The sequence below is a fragment of the Streptococcus mitis genome (assembly GCF_946190115.1).
Classification (GTDB): Bacteria; Bacillota; Bacilli; order Lactobacillales; family Streptococcaceae; genus Streptococcus; species Streptococcus mitis_CO.
Map to the genome: position 1 here is coordinate 71128 of NZ_CAMHZG010000007.1, position 15330 is coordinate 86457.

The window sequence follows — 15330 nt, forward strand, 5'->3', positions numbered from 1 at the left end:
GCTTAACGAGGTGGCAGTCCAAGGGCAATGCGGCCGTAGCGACTGATTCGTGTAATCTTCCAGGCAGGCGACCAGGTAACTTCAACCTTGACATCTTCGATACCCTCGATTTGTTTCAGACCTGCCACGATTTCGATAGGCAGGCTTTCGGCGCAATCGCAGGCGGTGTCGGTGAAGGTCATGACAATCTTACAGAGGCCTGTTTCGTCTAGATTGATCTCATAAATCAGCCCTAGATTGTACACATCCAATTCCACATCTGTATCAAAAACCTTCTCTAGTTTTTCGATAATTTGGTCTTGCAAGGCCAAAGCCCGGTCATTGATTTTGATATCGTCTCTCATTACAGTCCCTCCACGTGATAAATATCCTCTATTTTCTCATAATTCTGACAATTTGGCAAGTTTTTGATGAATTTTCTGAAAAAATATGATAATATAAAGAAAACACTGAATCAAGGGGAAGCCTATGGAGCAGATTGGAAAAGTCTTTAGACAATTACGAGAGTCAAGAAATATCTCGCTGAGACAAGCAACTGGGGGACAATTTTCGCCGTCTATGTTATCTCGCTTTGAAACTGGTCAGAGTGAGCTTTCGGTGGAAAAGTTTTTATTTGCCCTGGAAAATATATCTGCCAGTGTGGAGGAGATCCTCTTTCTGGCGAGAGGTTTTCAGTATGATACAGATTCTGAGTTGAGAAAAGAAATCATAGATGTCTTGGATCCAAAGAATATAGCTCCGCTTGAGGACTTGTATCGCAGGGAGTATCAAAAGCATGCCTATTCTCAAAACAAACAGAAACATATTTTAAATGCCATTATTATCAAGTCTTATATGAAGAGTATGGATGAAAGGGTAGAGTTAACGGCAGAGGAAGGGAAAGTCCTTCATGACTATCTGTTTTCTACCGAGATCTGGGGGATCTATGAACTCAATTTATTTTCAGTCAGTTCTGCTTTTTTATCTGTTTCTCTTTTTACTAGATATGTACGAGAAATGGTACGTAAATCTGATTTTCTAATGGAAATGTCTGGCAATCGAAACCTTTTTCACACTATACTATTGAATGGTTTTTTAGCCAGCATTGAGTGTGAAGAATTTACCAATGCCTCTTATTTTAAACGTGTTATCGAAGAGCATTTCTACAATGAAAATGAAACCTATTTCCGAATTGTCTATTTGTGGGCTGAAGGCCTCCTTGATAGCAAGCAAGGTAGAGTCAAGGAAGGCCAGAAAAAGATGGAAGATGCTGTCCATATTTTTGAGATGCTTGGCTGTAATAAATCTGCCGAATACTATAGAAATACGACCGATTGTTGAATATCTGCAAACTAAGAAAATAATTTAAAATTTGAAGCAATAGAACTGTTGGGCTCTCTCGTGTCACTGGAGAAATTCTATCGTTTCTTTTTGTTCATTTTATTTGTTGCATATATTCAAAAGTTTTCCTCTAAGATTTCTAAGTGCTATACTATAGTCATACTTCATATAGAACTTCGAACAAGAAGGGAGATTACCTATGAACCTATTGTTTAGAAATCAAGCTTATCGACTCTTGACTTTGTCACGCTTCTTCAATGCTTTTGGTGCTTCAATTTTCAATCTGGTCTTTATCGTTTATGCATCGACCTTGCCACAAGCCTCTTTTGCGGTTGCTATGGCGAATATTGTCATGATTCTTCCGACTCTCTTTACAGTTTTTGTAGGGATTCGGGCAGATTACACGAGGGACAAGGTCAAATGGATGGTCTATAGTGGTTTGTTTCAGGCGGTTTTATTTTTTCTAGCAGCCCTAGTTGTTCAGCAAGCTAGTCTCTTTGCCTTTTCTAGCCTGTGTTTAATCAATGTCATTAGCGATGTCATCAGTGATTTTGCTGGTGGTTTGCGCATGCCTCTTATTAAGGAAAAAGTAGCTGAAGATGATTTGATGGAGGCTTATTCTTTTTCCCAGTTCATCACCTATATTTCAGCCATTGGTGGTCAAGCTTTCGGAGTCTGGCTCTTAGGGCTATCGGTCAATAATTTTTCTCTCGTTGCGGGAATCAATGCCTGTTTTTTCCTAGTATCAGCCGTTATCCTCTTTTTAGGAAAAAGCAAATTGAGACTGTCGATTTCATCCGCTGATGGTGAATCACTAAAAAATGAGAAGCTTTCTATCAAAGACCAGTTCCTAACAATTTACCGAAATTTACGCCTTGTTTTTCTTAAAGGTGGACAGAAAAACTTTGCCTTCATGATCTTTGCTGTCTTGCTTATCAATGCCTTGGGTGGTTCCTTAGGGGGCATCTACAATATCTTCTTTTTGAGCCATTCTCTCTTGAATTTTTCTTACACAGAGGCGTTATTTATCAGTCAAGTCGGTGCTGTAGTAGCAGTCATCATCAGTAGCCTTACGGGCAATGATTATTTTGGGAAGCAGTCCTTGCCTAGATTGATGATGTGGGTGACCGTAGGACTTAGTCTAGTTGGTCTGGCTAATGTATTCAATCAAGTCGTGCTTGGTTTGCTATTTCTATTTTTAACTCTGTATATGTCTGGTAAAGTTCAACCAAAGATTAGTGCCATGCTCATGAAAAATCTAGCTCCAGAGATTCTAGCTCGTACCAGTAATTTTTTAGGTTTATTGTTTACCTTATCCATACCTGTGGGAACAGCCTGTTTTTCACTTATAGCTGTGTGGAATATACAGTTGACTTGGATGCTATTTGTTGGTCTCTCCTTGATAGCTATTCTTTTGACAGTTATTAATCTCAAAAATGATATCTAAATCCTAATTTTTTTTCTCACTGTTTTAATCCCTCTATTTATGGTAAAATAAGACTATTAAGTTTAAAGAGGATTCCCTATGAAATTACAAAAACCAAAAGGAACGCAGGATATTTTACCTGCTGAATCTGCCAAATGGCAGTACGTTGAGGGCTTTGCCCGTGAGATTTTCAAGCGCTACAACTATGCAGAAGTGCGCACGCCTATTTTTGAGCATTACGAGGTTATCAGTCGCTCTGTCGGAGATACAACGGATATCGTAACCAAGGAAATGTACGATTTTTATGACAAGGGTGACCGTCATATTACCCTCCGTCCAGAAGGAACTGCGCCTGTTGTCCGTTCCTATGTGGAAAATAAACTTTTTGCTCCAGAAGTGCAAAAGCCAAGTAAATTCTACTACATGGGCCCTATGTTCCGCTATGAGCGTCCACAGGCAGGACGTTTGCGCCAGTTCCACCAGATTGGTGTTGAGTGTTTTGGATCTAGCAATCCAGCTACCGATGTGGAAACCATCGCTATGGCAGCCCACTTCCTGAAAGAAATCGGCATCCAAGGTGTCAAATTGCACCTTAACACTCTTGGAAATCCTGAGAGCCGTGCAGCCTACCGTCAAGCCTTGATCGACTATTTGACACCGCTCAAGGAGACTTTGTCTAAGGATAGCCAACGTCGTTTGGAGGAAAATCCTCTCCGTGTCTTGGACTCTAAGGAAAAAGAAGACAAGGTAGCAGTAGAGAATGCGCCGTCTATCTTGGACTTCCTTGATGAAGAAAGTCAAGCTCATTTTGATGCTGTGCGTCAGATGTTGGAAAATCTTGGAGTAGACTATATTATCGATACCAATATGGTGCGTGGTCTGGACTACTACAATCACACTATTTTCGAGTTTATCACTGAGATTGAGGGCAATGACCTGACAGTCTGTGCGGGTGGCCGTTACGATGGTTTGGTTTCTTACTTTGGAGGCCCTGAAACTGCTGGCTTTGGTTTTGGACTTGGTGTAGAGCGTTTACTTCTCATTCTTGAAAAGCAAGGTGTGGCCCTTCCTATCGAAAACGCCCTAGATGTTTATATCGCAGTCTTGGGCGAAGGAGCAAATGCCAAGGCTTTGGAGTTGGTACAAGCCCTTCGCCAACAAGGTTTCAAAGCAGAGCGTGATTACCTCAACCGTAAACTCAAAGCTCAGTTCAAGTCGGCCGATGCCTTTGCGGCTAAGACCCTCATCACCCTAGGAGAGAGTGAAGTCGAAAGCGGACAAGTAACGGTCAAGAACAACCAAACACGAGAAGAAGTGCAAGTGTCACTTGATGCAATCAGCCAAAACTTCTCAGAAATCTTTGAAAAATTAGGCTTTTAATAGTATTTAAAACTGGTCAGGAACCTACTCCTGACCTTTTTCTTTTGCAAAATGACAAAAATCATAAACTTTTTGACAAATATGCTTGTCAAAAAGAAAAAGATGTGTTACAATATAAGCAAGTTAAGAGAAAAGGAGCAAGGAACGATTATGTGGGCATTAGGATTTGTACCTCTTGTGTTTATGTTTTATCTCTATCATACCCAAAGGGTCAAGAAACTAGAGAATAAAATCAAAAGGATTGAGCAAAAACAGAAAGGAAATAAAGAAATGTCAAGAATTTTAAAAGAATTGATTGGGAAAACACCGACAATCGTTGGACAATTGTTTGGGACAGACAACTGGGAAGTTGTAGATGTTGATGAGGAATGGGTCAAACTACGACGTGTAGATAAAAAGGGAAAAGAAAAATTCAAACTACAACGTATTGAGGAGATCCAAACAATTCAATTTGACGGAGAGTAGGTGTGTAACATGCAACTAAAAAATCGTCTAAAAGAGCTTCGGGCTCGCGATGGTCTCAATCAAACCGACCTAGCCAAGCTGGCAGGGGTTTCCAGACAGACCATTAGCCTACTAGAACGGGATGAATACACCCCGTCCATTATCATTGCCCTGAAAATATCTCAGATTTTCAAGGAAACAGTCGAATCGGTATTTCGCTTGGAGGAGGACGAGTGATGAACAAGTATAAAGTGATCTATTATGTAGTTGTCGCAGCTCTATTAGTCAGCGTATTTCTATTGATTGGAATAGACTTAGGCTGGTTTAGTCCCTATCAGAGTGACCAATTTATTTGGGCCTATTTTGCTCTTATCCCAGTCGTTGACTGGATTGAAAAGAAAGCAAATAATTTAGCAAGTGAAAAAGGAGAATGAATATGAAAAAGAAACGTGGATTGTTATTATTTTTGATGTCTATTGTCTTGGGAGTTTTTTGGCCATATTTGTAGGGATGTTTAAGGCGCTTGCTGAATCTCACGGAATTATGTTAGATGTAAAAATCTTGATACCATGGCTATCAGCTATTTGTTTACTATTAGGTTTCGTTGGCATTGTTTTGACGTTCAATTTCTCAAAGAAAAGCAGAAAATTTCACTCCTTGTATCAAGAGGAAATGGATGATGATCTGAATGAAACCTATTATGTGCAGATGTATCGGAATCTTGAGTTTGGGACCATTACTTTTAATATTACAGGCGTAGCGATTGTATTGGCTCTCTTCATTTCAGGAAGCGAAGTAATTGTACTCGATGTAAGTCGTATAACATTTTCCCTTTCCTTTTTGGAATTAGTGATGTATTCACACAGCCAAAAATATCTTTTTAAAACCATTGCGATTGTTCGTCAGCTTGATTTGGCATTTTTCTCTACACCAAAGGATATCTTAGAGCATTTCGATTCTTACGATGAAGGGGAGCGCAAGGCTAATTTGGAACAGAGTTTTCGGATTTTATTCCAATTAAATCAGTATGTCTTACCAGCCTTATATATTTTTCTTTTTTTCATTTCTGTCCTGACAGGAGAGATTCAGTTACTAGCTTTCTTGCTTGTCGGAGCAATCCATATTTATATCAATGTGATGCAAATACCTATGGTAAAACGCTATTTCAAATAAAGGAGTTTCTATGATTCGTGTTGAAAATGTAAGCAAAAGTTTTGGGAGCAAAAAAGCTCTTCACCAGATTTCTTTTGAGATTAAGGAAGGCGAAATCTTTGGTTTTCTTGGCCCTTCTGGCTCAGGTAAAACAACCATGATCAATGTCTTAACAGGACAGTTGGCTGCAGATCAAGGTAACACAATTTTGTTAGGCAAGAATTCTCAAGATTTAACTTCAAATGATTTGGAACAAATCGGTATAGTTAGTGATGGCAGTGGTTTTTATGAAAAGATGAGTCTTTACAAAAATCTGCTCATTTATGCTAAGTTATATGGTCTCAAGTCAGATAGAGTAGTTCAGGTGCTTCAACAGGTTGGATTGGCAGATGCTAAAGATATTATCGCAGAAAAGTTATCTACTGGAATGAAACAACGAATGTTCTTGGCTCGTGCTCTTCTTAATGCTCCTAAGATTCTCTTTCTAGATGAGCCAACCAGTGGCTTAGACCCTACAACATCTAAGATGATTCATACTCTACTTCAAGAATTAAAGCAGGCGGGGACAACTATCTTTTTGACCACGCATGATATGCATGAAGCAACTCTGCTTTGTGATCGCTTATCTCTTTTGAATAAGGGTAACTTAATAGAGTATGGAAGTCCGCAAGATATCATCCAGAAGTATCATGTGGATAAGAAAGTACGTGTAGTTTATAAAGATGGACGAGAACAGGTAGTTCCATTTGAAGAATTGCCACATTTAGACACGACAGATTTGATGGTGGTTCACTCTTGTGAGCCGACTTTAGAAGAAATCTTTATCAGATTGACAGGAGAAAAGTTAGATGTTTAGAAAATTAAATGCCCTACTATGGTTAAGATTACAAGTCCTTATTAGCAATTCAAGTTTGTTAGCAACTTTATTGATGCCTTTTGGTATTGCTGTTCTATATAATGAATTCATGAATAAGAATGGAGAATTGAGTATGTTTCTCCTCTCTACGAGTTTGACCATGGTCTTGAGTATGGGAAGTGGTTATATGGTATCGATTATGATGGCAGAAGATAAGGAAAAACGAAATCTTAAATCACTCATCCTAAGTGGTGTGACAGCAACAGAATATACTCTTAGTATGCTCGTCCTCCCTATGTTGATTATGTTGCTTGGAATGATTTTACTCCCAGTCTATCTTAAAGTAGATCTATCAGGTTACTTATTTGCCTACGTTATCTATTTGCTCCTAGCAACTATTAGTATTATTTTTCTCAACCTTCTAATCGGTGCGGTGTCAGATACTCAGTCTAAAGCGCAAGTTTATAGTATCTTCCCTATGTTAATTGTCTCTTTTTTACCTATAATTGCTCTTCAAAATGATACGGCTCAGAAAGTGTTAGATTACTCTTTTATTGGTCCAATTGTAAATCTTTTAAATAAAAAAGGTGGAGAGATATCTTTTTCTAACATCGGCATGTTACTTGCTTGGGTACTTGTGTTAGGGATAGCAAACCTCTTTGTATTGAAAAACAGCTATAAAGCAAGATAGGAGACCTTTATGAAACTACTTAAAAACCTCGGCTGGTTTCTTCTAGCCATTCTATCCTTTTTATTCATCTATGGCTTCATTCAGGGGCTCGCGACTACGTCTCTTGCCTTAGGCGCTTCCCCCTATGCTGTTACCTTACTCTATGTGGCCTTGGCTGGAGTTTATGTGTACGGTATTTACAAATGGTATCAGAAAGCTCCTGTTCATATTGAGAAGAGTGGCTTCAACCGATTTATTTGGCTTCCTGCCTTGGTTTGGTTCTTAGCTCTTGTCGTTCAATTCTTCCTGCCTGATGATCCTTCAGTAAATCAGCAAATGGTGACAGATTTGGCCTTGTCTCAACCACTATTCTCCTTCTTTGCTACGGTTATTTTTGCTCCTTTGACGGAAGAACTTATCTTTAGAGGGATGTTGGCACGCTATTTCTTTCCTAAGCAGGACAATAGTAAACAAACTCTGATTTTCCTTCTGGTATCTAGTGTTTTGTTTGCCTTAGGTCATTTCCCAAGTGATGTGCAACAATTTTTAGTCTATTTTAGCCTTGGTTTTAGCTTTGGCTTGGCTTATATTAGTAGAAAGGGGCTCGCTTACAGTATTTCACTACATGCTTTGAATAATTTAGTCAGCTTTTTGATGATTCTCATGCTATAATAGAGTCAGGAGGTCACATGAAACGAGTAATTTTATTAGCAGTGATTCAAGCAGTCGTTCTATTTTTCATCATTGGGGCGCTAGCTTATGCCTTTAAGGGCGATTTCTTTTATAGCCATCTAGCAGTGGTCTTTGCCCCTATTGCCGGTATCTGGCGTTTTGGGACAGCTTATACAACGGAAATTGTCTTGCCGAGAAAAGCGGCTGAAATCGCTGAAAAGCGTAAAGCAGGCAAAAATTCAAAATAAAAGAGTCCGGTGAAGTTCATCGGATTTTTGTATTATACTCAATGAAAATCAAAGAGCAAACTAGGAAGCAAGCCGCAGGTTGCTCAAAGCACAGCTTTGAGGTTGGAGATGAAGTTGACGTGGTGTGAAGAGATTTTCGAAGAGTATTAGCGTTAATTTTTAGGGCCTCCACTTGATTTTTAAAGACAGGCAAACTTTTCTGCTGATTTTCATGAAGAGCCTGCGCTTTTATGGTAAAATAGTAACAGAATAAAAGAGGAGAGAAACAATGAAACGTAGTATGTATGCTGGTCGTGTTCGTGAGGAACACATCGGACAAGAAATGACCTTGAAAGGATGGGTTGGCCGTCGTCGTGACCTTGGTGGTTTGATCTTTATCGACCTTCGTGACCGTGAAGGAATCATGCAGTTGGTTATCAACCCTGAAAAAGTTTCTGCAGAGGTCATGGCAACAGCTGAAAGCCTTCGTAGCGAGTTTGTTATCGAGGTGACTGGAGATGTCGTTGCGCGTGAGCAAGCCAATGATAAGTTGCCAACTGGTGCAGTTGAGTTGAACGTGATAGCCTTGACAGTGCTGAATACAGCTAAGACAACCCCATTTGAGATTAAGGATGGCATTGAGGCCAATGACGATACACGTTTGCGTTACCGTTACCTTGACCTTCGTCGCCCAGAAATGTTGGAAAATCTTAAACTTCGTGCTAAGGTGACCCACTCTATCCGAAATTACTTGGATGAGTTGGAATTTATCGACGTGGAGACACCATTCCTTTCTAAGTCAACGCCTGAAGGGGCGCGTGACTATTTGGTGCCGTCTCGTGTTAATAAAGGGCATTTTTACGCTCTTCCTCAAAGTCCACAAATCACGAAACAGCTCTTGATGAATGCTGGTTTTGACCGTTACTACCAAATTGTTAAATGTTTCCGTGATGAGGACTTACGTGGAGACCGCCAGCCTGAGTTTACTCAGGTCGACTTGGAAACATCTTTCCTTACTGAGCAAGAAATCCAAGATATCACAGAAGGTTTGATTGCGCGTGTGATGAAGGAAACAAAAGGAATTGAGGTGACGCTTCCATTCCCTCGTATGAAATACGATGATGCGATGTCTCTTTACGGTTCTGACAAGCCAGATACCCGTTTTGACATGTTGCTTCAGGACTTGACAGAAGTGGTCAAAGGTGTAGACTTTAAAGTCTTTTCAGAAGCACCTGCTGTAAAAGCCATTGTGGTCAAAGGAGCTGCGGACAACTATTCACGTAAAGACATCGACAAGATGACGGAAGTAGCCAAACAGTACGGTGCCAAAGGTCTTGCTTGGGTCAAGGTTGTTGATGGAGAATTAAATGGTCCAGTTGCTAAGTTCTTGACTAGCATCCAAGCAGAATTGACAACAGCTCTTGCTCTTGAAGATAAGGACTTGGTTCTCTTTGTGGCGGATACGCTTGAAGTGGCCAATGCAACTCTTGGTGCCCTTCGTGGACGTATTGCCAAAGAGCTTGGTTTGATTGATAATGATAAATTCAACTTCCTTTGGGTGGTTGACTGGCCAATGTTTGAATGGTCTGAAGAAGAAGGACGCTACATGAGCGCCCACCATCCATTCACCCTTCCACAGGAAGAGACTGCTCACGAATTAGAAGGTGATTTGGCTAAGGTTCGTGCCATTGCTTACGATATTGTCTTGAACGGTTATGAGCTTGGTGGTGGTAGCCTTCGTATCAATCAAAAAGACCTTCAAGAACGTATGTTCAAGGCTCTTGGTTTCTCAGCCGAAGAAGCAAATGACCAGTTTGGCTTCCTTCTTGAAGCCATGGACTATGGTTTCCCACCACACGGTGGTTTGGCTATCGGGCTTGACCGATTTGTCATGCTCTTAGCAGGAGAAGAAAATATCCGTGAAGTTATTGCCTTTCCTAAGAACAACAAGGCAAGTGACCCAATGACACAAGCTCCTTCAACAGTAGCTCTCAAACAACTAGAGGAACTCAGCTTACAAGTAGAAGAAGATGAAACAAGCAAAACGAATTAAGCGGTGGCGCTATTATCTGCGTCGCTTTGCTCATCAGATAAAAATTTTACGTGTTTTACAAAGCATCTCTCGCGAAAAATATGATGAGAAGATTTCGGCCTCTCTGGTCTATGGTTTTTTATCAGCAGTAGCGGTCAATTTCTTTTTCCAACCAGGGCATGTGTATTCTAGTGGTGCGACAGGTCTGGCACAGATTATCTCTGCCTTGAGTAATCACTGGTTTGGTTTTCACATTCCGATTTCGCTAACCTTCTATGCTATTAATTTTCCTTTGATGGTCTTAGCTTGGTATCAGATTGGCCATAAGTTCACCGTCTTTACCTTTATCACGGTATCTATGAGTTCTTTCTTTATCCAGTTTGTCCCTGTGGCAACCTTGACGGAGGATCCCATTATCAATGCCCTTTTTGGGGGTGTTGTCATGGGCTTGGGGATTGGTTTTGCTCTTCGCAACAATATCTCCAGTGGTGGGACGGATATCGTCAGCCTGACCATTCGCAAGAAAACAGGTAAGAATGTCGGTAGTATTTCTTTCTTGGTAAATGGGACTATCATGCTGATAGCAGGTTTGACCTTTGGTTGGAAATATGCTCTCTACTCTATGATTACCATCTTTGTCTCTAGCCGTGTGACGGATGCTGTCTTTACCAAGCAAAAACGCATGCAGGCCATGATTGTGACCAATCATCCAGACAAGGTAATTGAAAAAATCCATAAAAAATTGCACCGCGGAGCAACCATGATCCACGATGCAGAAGGAACCTATAATCACGAAAGAAAGGCAGTTTTAATCACTGTCATTACACGTGCAGAGTTTAATGAATTTAAACAGATTATGAAACAGGTGGATCCAGGCGCCTTTGTCTCTGTATCTGAGAATGTTCATATTCTGGGACGATTCGTTGAAACAGAAAATTAGTGACTAAAAAAACCAGCGCGAGCTGGTTTTTATTTTTCGATAATTTTGTGGGCGATTAACTGACGGTAACAAATTTGTTTATTGCTCTTAGCGTCGTTGATAATCTGAAGAATCGTTTCAAATGATGTTTGACCAAGTTCTAGGCTATTGATATCGACATAGGCTGCCAAGTTGAGCTTGGGATTGACTGAGTCGAAGCTGAGAACAGGGACATCCAGCTGGTGCTTAGCGATGTAGTCACAGACCCCTTCAGCTAGGAGGCTATCAGTTGTGATGATAGCATCAATCATAGGATCGTGTTTAAACAAACGCTTACTGAATTGATAACCTTTTTCTTCTAGGAATTCGTTCGCAAAATAGGTCAAGTTACTATCAAGAGGCAGTTGGTACTGTTTGAGTGCTGACTCATAGCCTGTTAAACGGTCTTGTGTTACGAAGAGTCTCTTAGTCCCTCCAATAAAGGCAATTCGTTTGCAGCCTTTTTTGATGAAATATTCAGTCGCATCAAAGCCAGCTTGAACGTTGTCATTATCGACAAGTGGAATGAAGGGGGACAGAGATTTTCCGAGGATGAGGAAGGGGAACTGCTCATCAGCCACCAGTTTGACTAAAGGATCTTCCTCTTCGGCATAAAGAAAAATTAAACCGTCTACACGTTTACCATAGACCATTTGTGAGATGGCAGTAAGACGCTCCTTCTCATCTTTCCCTGTTGCTATCTGAATGGCATAGTGGTTTTCAGATGCGACTTGAGAGATGCCGCGTAGGACTGATGGAAAGAAAGGATTCTGGTAGAAGGCATCTGAATCATCAGGAAGAACTAAGCCGATAACTTGGGTATAGCTACTTACCAAGCTACGAGCATTGAGGTTGGGGTGGTAATTGAGCTCCTTCATCGCCTTGCGAACGCGTTTTTTAGTTTCGTCGCTAATGGTTGATTTATTTTGAATAACACGGGTTACGGTTGAAGGCGAAACACCAGCAGCCTTGGCCACGTCTTTAATCGTAACGGGCATAAAAATCTCCTATTTATGGTAATCTGGATCACGAAAATGCGTTTTATAAAAGATAGTGACAAGATACAGAACAAAAAGAATGTTTTGTACAGTAATGAGAGTTGTCATATTTTGGCCAAAGAGTCCCAAAATAAGCGTAATCAGAGTTGGTAATCCTAAACAGTTCAAGATAAAATGGTAGCACTCTTTAAAGGTCCTAAATGAAAAGAGGCGTGATTTCTTAGTGATATAAAGGAGAAGACTAGCCCCTAGAGAGACGATAAAGAAATTCAAACCAAAGAGGAAGCTCGCACCGAGAACTAGGAAGAGACTGATATAGACACGATTCTGCTGGTACCAGTCTTTAGAAATTGCTTGGGTCAAGCTGTCTTTGCTTTTGAAACTCTCAGTCTGAATGGCTCGGTAAGAGATGCGGGTCAGTTCCTTACTTTCCTTGCTGATGACTAGCTCATTCGTATCGAAATGCAGTTGCAAGTCCTTAGGTAATTCCTTGCTTTGACTTGGACCGATTAAAAGAGAAGGGGCTTGACTAGCTGTTCCTGTATAAGTTAATTTACCATCAACAATTGCAGCATGCTCAGAGAGATCCTGGACAACCTCATCTGTCAATGGTTCATAGACATTATCGATAAAGGTTTCTAGCGGATAAGTCTCCTGAGAGCTGTTTTGAATGGCAATGGGTACCATAGACAAGCTGATAAGGAAGATACTGGTAAAGAGAAGTTGAAACCAGTTGAGTCCGAAACGTTTGGACAGGGGCTTACGAAATCCCCAAATACTTGAAAAATAGGAAAATGGATATGGAAGCATAGGTATCTTTCTAAAAGGTGTTTTCTATATGAGTATTATTATATAGAGAAATGCGCTTTATTTCAAGTCTAGGAGAAAAATTGCTTGTCACTAGGATATTTTTATAGTCACAAGCTCCAAAATGAAAAAGGGTGGCGGGGATATATTATCCCTTGTCGCCACCACTTGTAAGTCCTGAAACAAAGTTCTTTTGTAGGAAGAAGAAGAGAATACAGATTGGAAGGGCGATGAGGATAGCACCTGCTGAGAAGTAGGCGATCTTCATGTTTTTCACATTGCTAACGAAGGTTTGGAGACCTACGGCAACAGTAAAGTATTCTTTCTCACGAAGCAAGAAACTAGAGAGGATGTAGTCCCCGAAAGGTCCCATGAAGGCCCAGAGAGCTTGTACAGCAACCATTGGGCGAACAAGTGGAAGAACAATTTGCCAGAAGCGGCGGAAGTGTCCTGCACCGTCTAGTTTTGCAGATTCGTCTAGAGACATTGGCACTGTATCGAAGTAGCCTTTCATGAGCCAAGCATTCATCGGGATACCACCACCAACGTAGAGGAAGATGAGGAACCAGCTGTGGTTAAGGGCGTTCAACATAAGTGCCATAACGAAGAAGGCTGTCAAAGCGGCCATGGTTGGCACCATTTGGATAATCAAGAAGAAGACCAAACTTTGTTTACGAGCCAAGAAGTTGTAACGGCTGTAGGCATAACCAGCAAGGACGATGATACTTGTTTGCACAACCATGGTAATCAAGGCGATAATCAAAGTGTTGAGGTACCAAGTACCGTACAAGGTTTCAGTGAAGAGGCCTTTAAAGTTATCAAAATTGAGGTCGATATTAGTATCTAGTTTAAAGGCTGAGACGTTACCTGCTTTAAAGGCTGACATGATGGTAATCAAAAGTGGATAGATAATCACGATTGATAGGCCAATTAAGTAGAGGTAAGTAAGGGTTTGAGTCAGTCTACGTTTGAGTTTAATTGAGTTATTCATCTTAGACGTCCTCCATATCAAATGCGTGTAGTTTCTTGAATGCAATCATAGAGATTGAGATGACAATGATAGAGATAATCAAGGTAACAGCTGCCGCCATTGAGTATTGAGGAGATGTACCTGTTGTCAAACGGTAGATCCATGAGATCAAGATATCGGTTGAACCAGCTCCACCTCCGACACTACCAGGTCCTCCACCATTGAAGAGGTACATGATAGAGAAGTTGTTAAAGTTGAAGGTGTATTGGCTAATCAAAGTAGGTGCCGCAACGGCCAAGATCATTGGGAAAGTGATGTTGCGGAATTTTTGCCAAGCATTGGCACCGTCAATATAAGCTGCTTCGTAAAGGTCGTTAGGGATAGATTGTAAAATACCTAAAGTCAAAACGTAGATGTATGGGAATCCAAGCCAACCTTGCATCATAATCAAGGCAATTTTTGTCCAAGTTGGATCTGTTTTCCAAGGAATAAGAGCACCATCAAGGAAAGGAAGGAATTTAGCAAAGATTGGCAAGACTTGAGTGTTGATAGCACCGACACTATCATTAAACATATTTGAGAATGTCAAGATAGTGATGAAGGCTGGGACAGCCCAAGGAAGAAGGAAAATAACACCAAAGATACGTTTTCCTTTGATAAATGGTTGGTTAGCAATGATAGCTGTGAAGATACCGATTACGATTTGTAAAGTTGAGGCAGCCAAAGCCCAGATGATGGTCCAAGAAAGAACGGAACCGAAGGCAGAACGGAAGGTACTCAAACTCCAGATGTTCGTAAAGTTCGTCAAACCAACCCAGTCCAACAATTTGTTTGGTGGCAAGTGTTGGAAGTCGTAGTTGGTAAAGGCAATCATCAAGGTTACGATAACTGGGAAGATGATTGCAAAGGTCATAGCAATGTAAGAAGGAATAATCAAGAGGTAAGGGAAACCATTTTCATAGATTCCTTTGATCATTTCTTTAAAGGTAAGTGCTACTGGAATACCATTATTAATGTGTTTGGCAGTTTTATGTGCATCTTTGATATTTGCTAAATAAAAGAGTACATAAACAACTACAAAGATTAAATGGAAGGCACCGCGAATCAGCATGAAGAGGGAATTATCACGACCTGGCTTGTCACCAAGAGTGATGAGGTTGCTCAATTCAGGGGCTGCAAGTGCTAGGAAATAAAGGACAAATACGATGGTTACACCAAGGAAGATAAAACCTTTGGCTTTTTGTTTATTGTAAATCTGTCCTAACCCAGGAATGATAGACAGCAGGGCTGCTTTACTAGGTTGTTGCTTTTCCATAATAACTCCTTTCATAGGATACTGGTTTCTAGATAAAACCTAAACTATTTGTGTTTTTGTTGATAAATTCAAAGGGGGATTTGATTTCCACCCCCCTTGAACA

The 15330-nt window shown here is 40.6% G+C and carries 17 protein-coding genes and 1 pseudogene; 13 read left to right on the top strand and 5 right to left on the bottom strand.

The window, feature by feature from the left end:
• Positions 1-2: 2 nt before the first annotated feature.
• Positions 3-344 carry a metal-sulfur cluster assembly factor gene (locus tag N8L90_RS05365; RefSeq protein WP_001204052.1) on the bottom strand — a complete coding sequence of 114 codons (342 nt, stop codon included), beginning with the start codon at positions 342-344 and terminating at the stop codon, positions 3-5.
• 124 nt (positions 345-468) lie between these two features.
• On the opposite strand from N8L90_RS05365, the gene rgg reads away from it, so the two are divergent.
• The 13 genes and pseudogenes from rgg to N8L90_RS05430 all read left to right on the top strand — a co-directional run bounded on the left by rgg (position 469) and on the right by N8L90_RS05430 (position 11119).
• Positions 469-1320, top strand: coding sequence for a quorum-sensing system transcriptional regulator Rgg (gene rgg, locus N8L90_RS05370; RefSeq protein ID WP_049500502.1), 852 nt, complete (start codon positions 469-471; stop codon positions 1318-1320).
• 199 nt (positions 1321-1519) lie between these two features.
• Positions 1520-2767, top strand: coding sequence for an MFS transporter (locus N8L90_RS05375; protein ID WP_261024521.1), 1248 nt, complete (start codon positions 1520-1522; stop codon positions 2765-2767).
• Between the two features lie 78 nt (positions 2768-2845).
• Positions 2846-4126, top strand: a complete 1281-nt coding sequence (hisS, locus tag N8L90_RS05380) for a histidine--tRNA ligase (RefSeq protein ID WP_261024522.1) — start codon at positions 2846-2848, stop codon at positions 4124-4126.
• 51 nt (positions 4127-4177) lie between these two features.
• The gene (locus tag N8L90_RS05385; RefSeq protein ID WP_261024523.1) at positions 4178-4591 is read left to right on the top strand and encodes a hypothetical protein; all 414 of its coding nucleotides are present in this window, start codon (positions 4178-4180) and stop codon (positions 4589-4591) included.
• 9 nt (positions 4592-4600) lie between these two features.
• On the top strand, positions 4601-4807 hold the full coding sequence (locus tag N8L90_RS05390) for a helix-turn-helix transcriptional regulator (protein ID WP_050198123.1): 207 nt from the start codon (positions 4601-4603) through the stop codon (positions 4805-4807).
• Positions 4807-5004 (top strand): hypothetical protein, encoded by a 198-nt coding sequence (locus N8L90_RS05395; RefSeq protein ID WP_261024525.1) that lies wholly within the window; start codon positions 4807-4809, stop codon positions 5002-5004. Before N8L90_RS05390 ends, N8L90_RS05395 begins: the two co-directional genes overlap by 1 nt.
• Positions 5001-5743: pseudogene (locus tag N8L90_RS05400) on the top strand (DUF3169 family protein). The gene N8L90_RS05395 and the pseudogene N8L90_RS05400 overlap by 4 nt, the downstream one beginning before the upstream one ends.
• Before the next feature lie 10 nt (positions 5744-5753).
• The gene (locus N8L90_RS05405) at positions 5754-6578 is read left to right on the top strand and encodes an ABC transporter ATP-binding protein (RefSeq protein ID WP_261024526.1); all 825 of its coding nucleotides are present in this window, start codon (positions 5754-5756) and stop codon (positions 6576-6578) included.
• Complete coding sequence (locus N8L90_RS05410; RefSeq protein WP_261024527.1) at positions 6571-7269, top strand: ABC transporter permease; 699 nt, start codon at positions 6571-6573, stop codon at positions 7267-7269. The genes N8L90_RS05405 and N8L90_RS05410 overlap by 8 nt, the downstream gene beginning before the upstream one ends.
• A 9-nt stretch (positions 7270-7278) precedes the next feature.
• The gene (locus N8L90_RS05415; protein WP_261024529.1) at positions 7279-7920 is read left to right on the top strand and encodes a type II CAAX endopeptidase family protein; all 642 of its coding nucleotides are present in this window, start codon (positions 7279-7281) and stop codon (positions 7918-7920) included.
• Between the two features lie 17 nt (positions 7921-7937).
• Positions 7938-8168 (top strand): hypothetical protein, encoded by a 231-nt coding sequence (locus N8L90_RS05420; RefSeq protein ID WP_033682917.1) that lies wholly within the window; start codon positions 7938-7940, stop codon positions 8166-8168.
• 268 nt (positions 8169-8436) lie between these two features.
• Positions 8437-10200: an aspartate--tRNA ligase gene (gene aspS, locus N8L90_RS05425; RefSeq protein ID WP_219967269.1), complete on the top strand. Its 1764-nt coding sequence runs from the start codon at positions 8437-8439 to the stop codon at positions 10198-10200.
• A complete protein-coding gene (locus N8L90_RS05430; protein WP_000806276.1) occupies positions 10178-11119 on the top strand; it encodes a YitT family protein in 942 nt (313 codons plus the stop codon). Before aspS ends, N8L90_RS05430 begins: the two co-directional genes overlap by 23 nt.
• A gap of 29 nt (positions 11120-11148) precedes the next feature.
• On the opposite strand, the gene N8L90_RS05435 is transcribed toward N8L90_RS05430, so the two are convergent.
• The 4 genes from N8L90_RS05435 to N8L90_RS05450 all read right to left on the bottom strand — a co-directional run bounded on the left by N8L90_RS05435 (position 11149) and on the right by N8L90_RS05450 (position 15227).
• Positions 11149-12135 carry a LacI family DNA-binding transcriptional regulator gene (locus tag N8L90_RS05435; protein WP_033675771.1) on the bottom strand — a complete coding sequence of 329 codons (987 nt, stop codon included), beginning with the start codon at positions 12133-12135 and terminating at the stop codon, positions 11149-11151.
• A 9-nt stretch (positions 12136-12144) separates the two neighbouring features.
• Complete coding sequence (locus N8L90_RS05440; protein WP_033681069.1) at positions 12145-12945, bottom strand: DUF1189 domain-containing protein; 801 nt, start codon at positions 12943-12945, stop codon at positions 12145-12147.
• 145 nt (positions 12946-13090) lie between these two features.
• Positions 13091-13933: a sugar ABC transporter permease gene (locus tag N8L90_RS05445; protein ID WP_001065648.1), complete on the bottom strand. Its 843-nt coding sequence runs from the start codon at positions 13931-13933 to the stop codon at positions 13091-13093.
• Position 13934: 1 nt separating this feature from the next.
• Entirely contained in the window at positions 13935-15227 is a 1293-nt protein-coding gene (locus tag N8L90_RS05450) for a carbohydrate ABC transporter permease (RefSeq protein WP_031227879.1), read from the bottom strand.
• Between the last annotated feature and the right edge of the window lie 103 nt (positions 15228-15330).

Bases quoted from the DNA above. Each gene is read 5' to 3' on its own strand.
- hisS (WP_261024522.1), top strand. From the start codon at position 2,846: ATGAAATTACAAAAACCAAAAGGAACGCAGGATATTTTACCTGCTGAA.
- N8L90_RS05445 (WP_001065648.1), bottom strand. From the start codon at position 13,933: ATGAATAACTCAATTAAACTCAAACGTAGACTGACTCAAACCCTTACT.
- N8L90_RS05365 (WP_001204052.1), bottom strand. From the start codon at position 344: ATGAGAGACGATATCAAAATCAATGACCGGGCTTTGGCCTTGCAAGAC.
- N8L90_RS05440 (WP_033681069.1), bottom strand. From the start codon at position 12,945: ATGCTTCCATATCCATTTTCCTATTTTTCAAGTATTTGGGGATTTCGT.
- N8L90_RS05430 (WP_000806276.1), top strand. From the start codon at position 10,178: ATGAAACAAGCAAAACGAATTAAGCGGTGGCGCTATTATCTGCGTCGC.
- N8L90_RS05410 (WP_261024527.1), top strand. From the start codon at position 6,571: ATGTTTAGAAAATTAAATGCCCTACTATGGTTAAGATTACAAGTCCTT.
- N8L90_RS05395 (WP_261024525.1), top strand. From the start codon at position 4,807: ATGAACAAGTATAAAGTGATCTATTATGTAGTTGTCGCAGCTCTATTA.
- N8L90_RS05405 (WP_261024526.1), top strand. From the start codon at position 5,754: ATGATTCGTGTTGAAAATGTAAGCAAAAGTTTTGGGAGCAAAAAAGCT.
- N8L90_RS05390 (WP_050198123.1), top strand. From the start codon at position 4,601: ATGCAACTAAAAAATCGTCTAAAAGAGCTTCGGGCTCGCGATGGTCTC.
- N8L90_RS05435 (WP_033675771.1), bottom strand. From the start codon at position 12,135: ATGCCCGTTACGATTAAAGACGTGGCCAAGGCTGCTGGTGTTTCGCCT.
- rgg (WP_049500502.1), top strand. From the start codon at position 469: ATGGAGCAGATTGGAAAAGTCTTTAGACAATTACGAGAGTCAAGAAAT.
- aspS (WP_219967269.1), top strand. From the start codon at position 8,437: ATGAAACGTAGTATGTATGCTGGTCGTGTTCGTGAGGAACACATCGGA.
- N8L90_RS05375 (WP_261024521.1), top strand. From the start codon at position 1,520: ATGAACCTATTGTTTAGAAATCAAGCTTATCGACTCTTGACTTTGTCA.
- N8L90_RS05415 (WP_261024529.1), top strand. From the start codon at position 7,279: ATGAAACTACTTAAAAACCTCGGCTGGTTTCTTCTAGCCATTCTATCC.
- N8L90_RS05450 (WP_031227879.1), bottom strand. From the start codon at position 15,227: ATGGAAAAGCAACAACCTAGTAAAGCAGCCCTGCTGTCTATCATTCCT.
- N8L90_RS05420 (WP_033682917.1), top strand. From the start codon at position 7,938: ATGAAACGAGTAATTTTATTAGCAGTGATTCAAGCAGTCGTTCTATTT.
- N8L90_RS05385 (WP_261024523.1), top strand. From the start codon at position 4,178: ATGACAAAAATCATAAACTTTTTGACAAATATGCTTGTCAAAAAGAAA.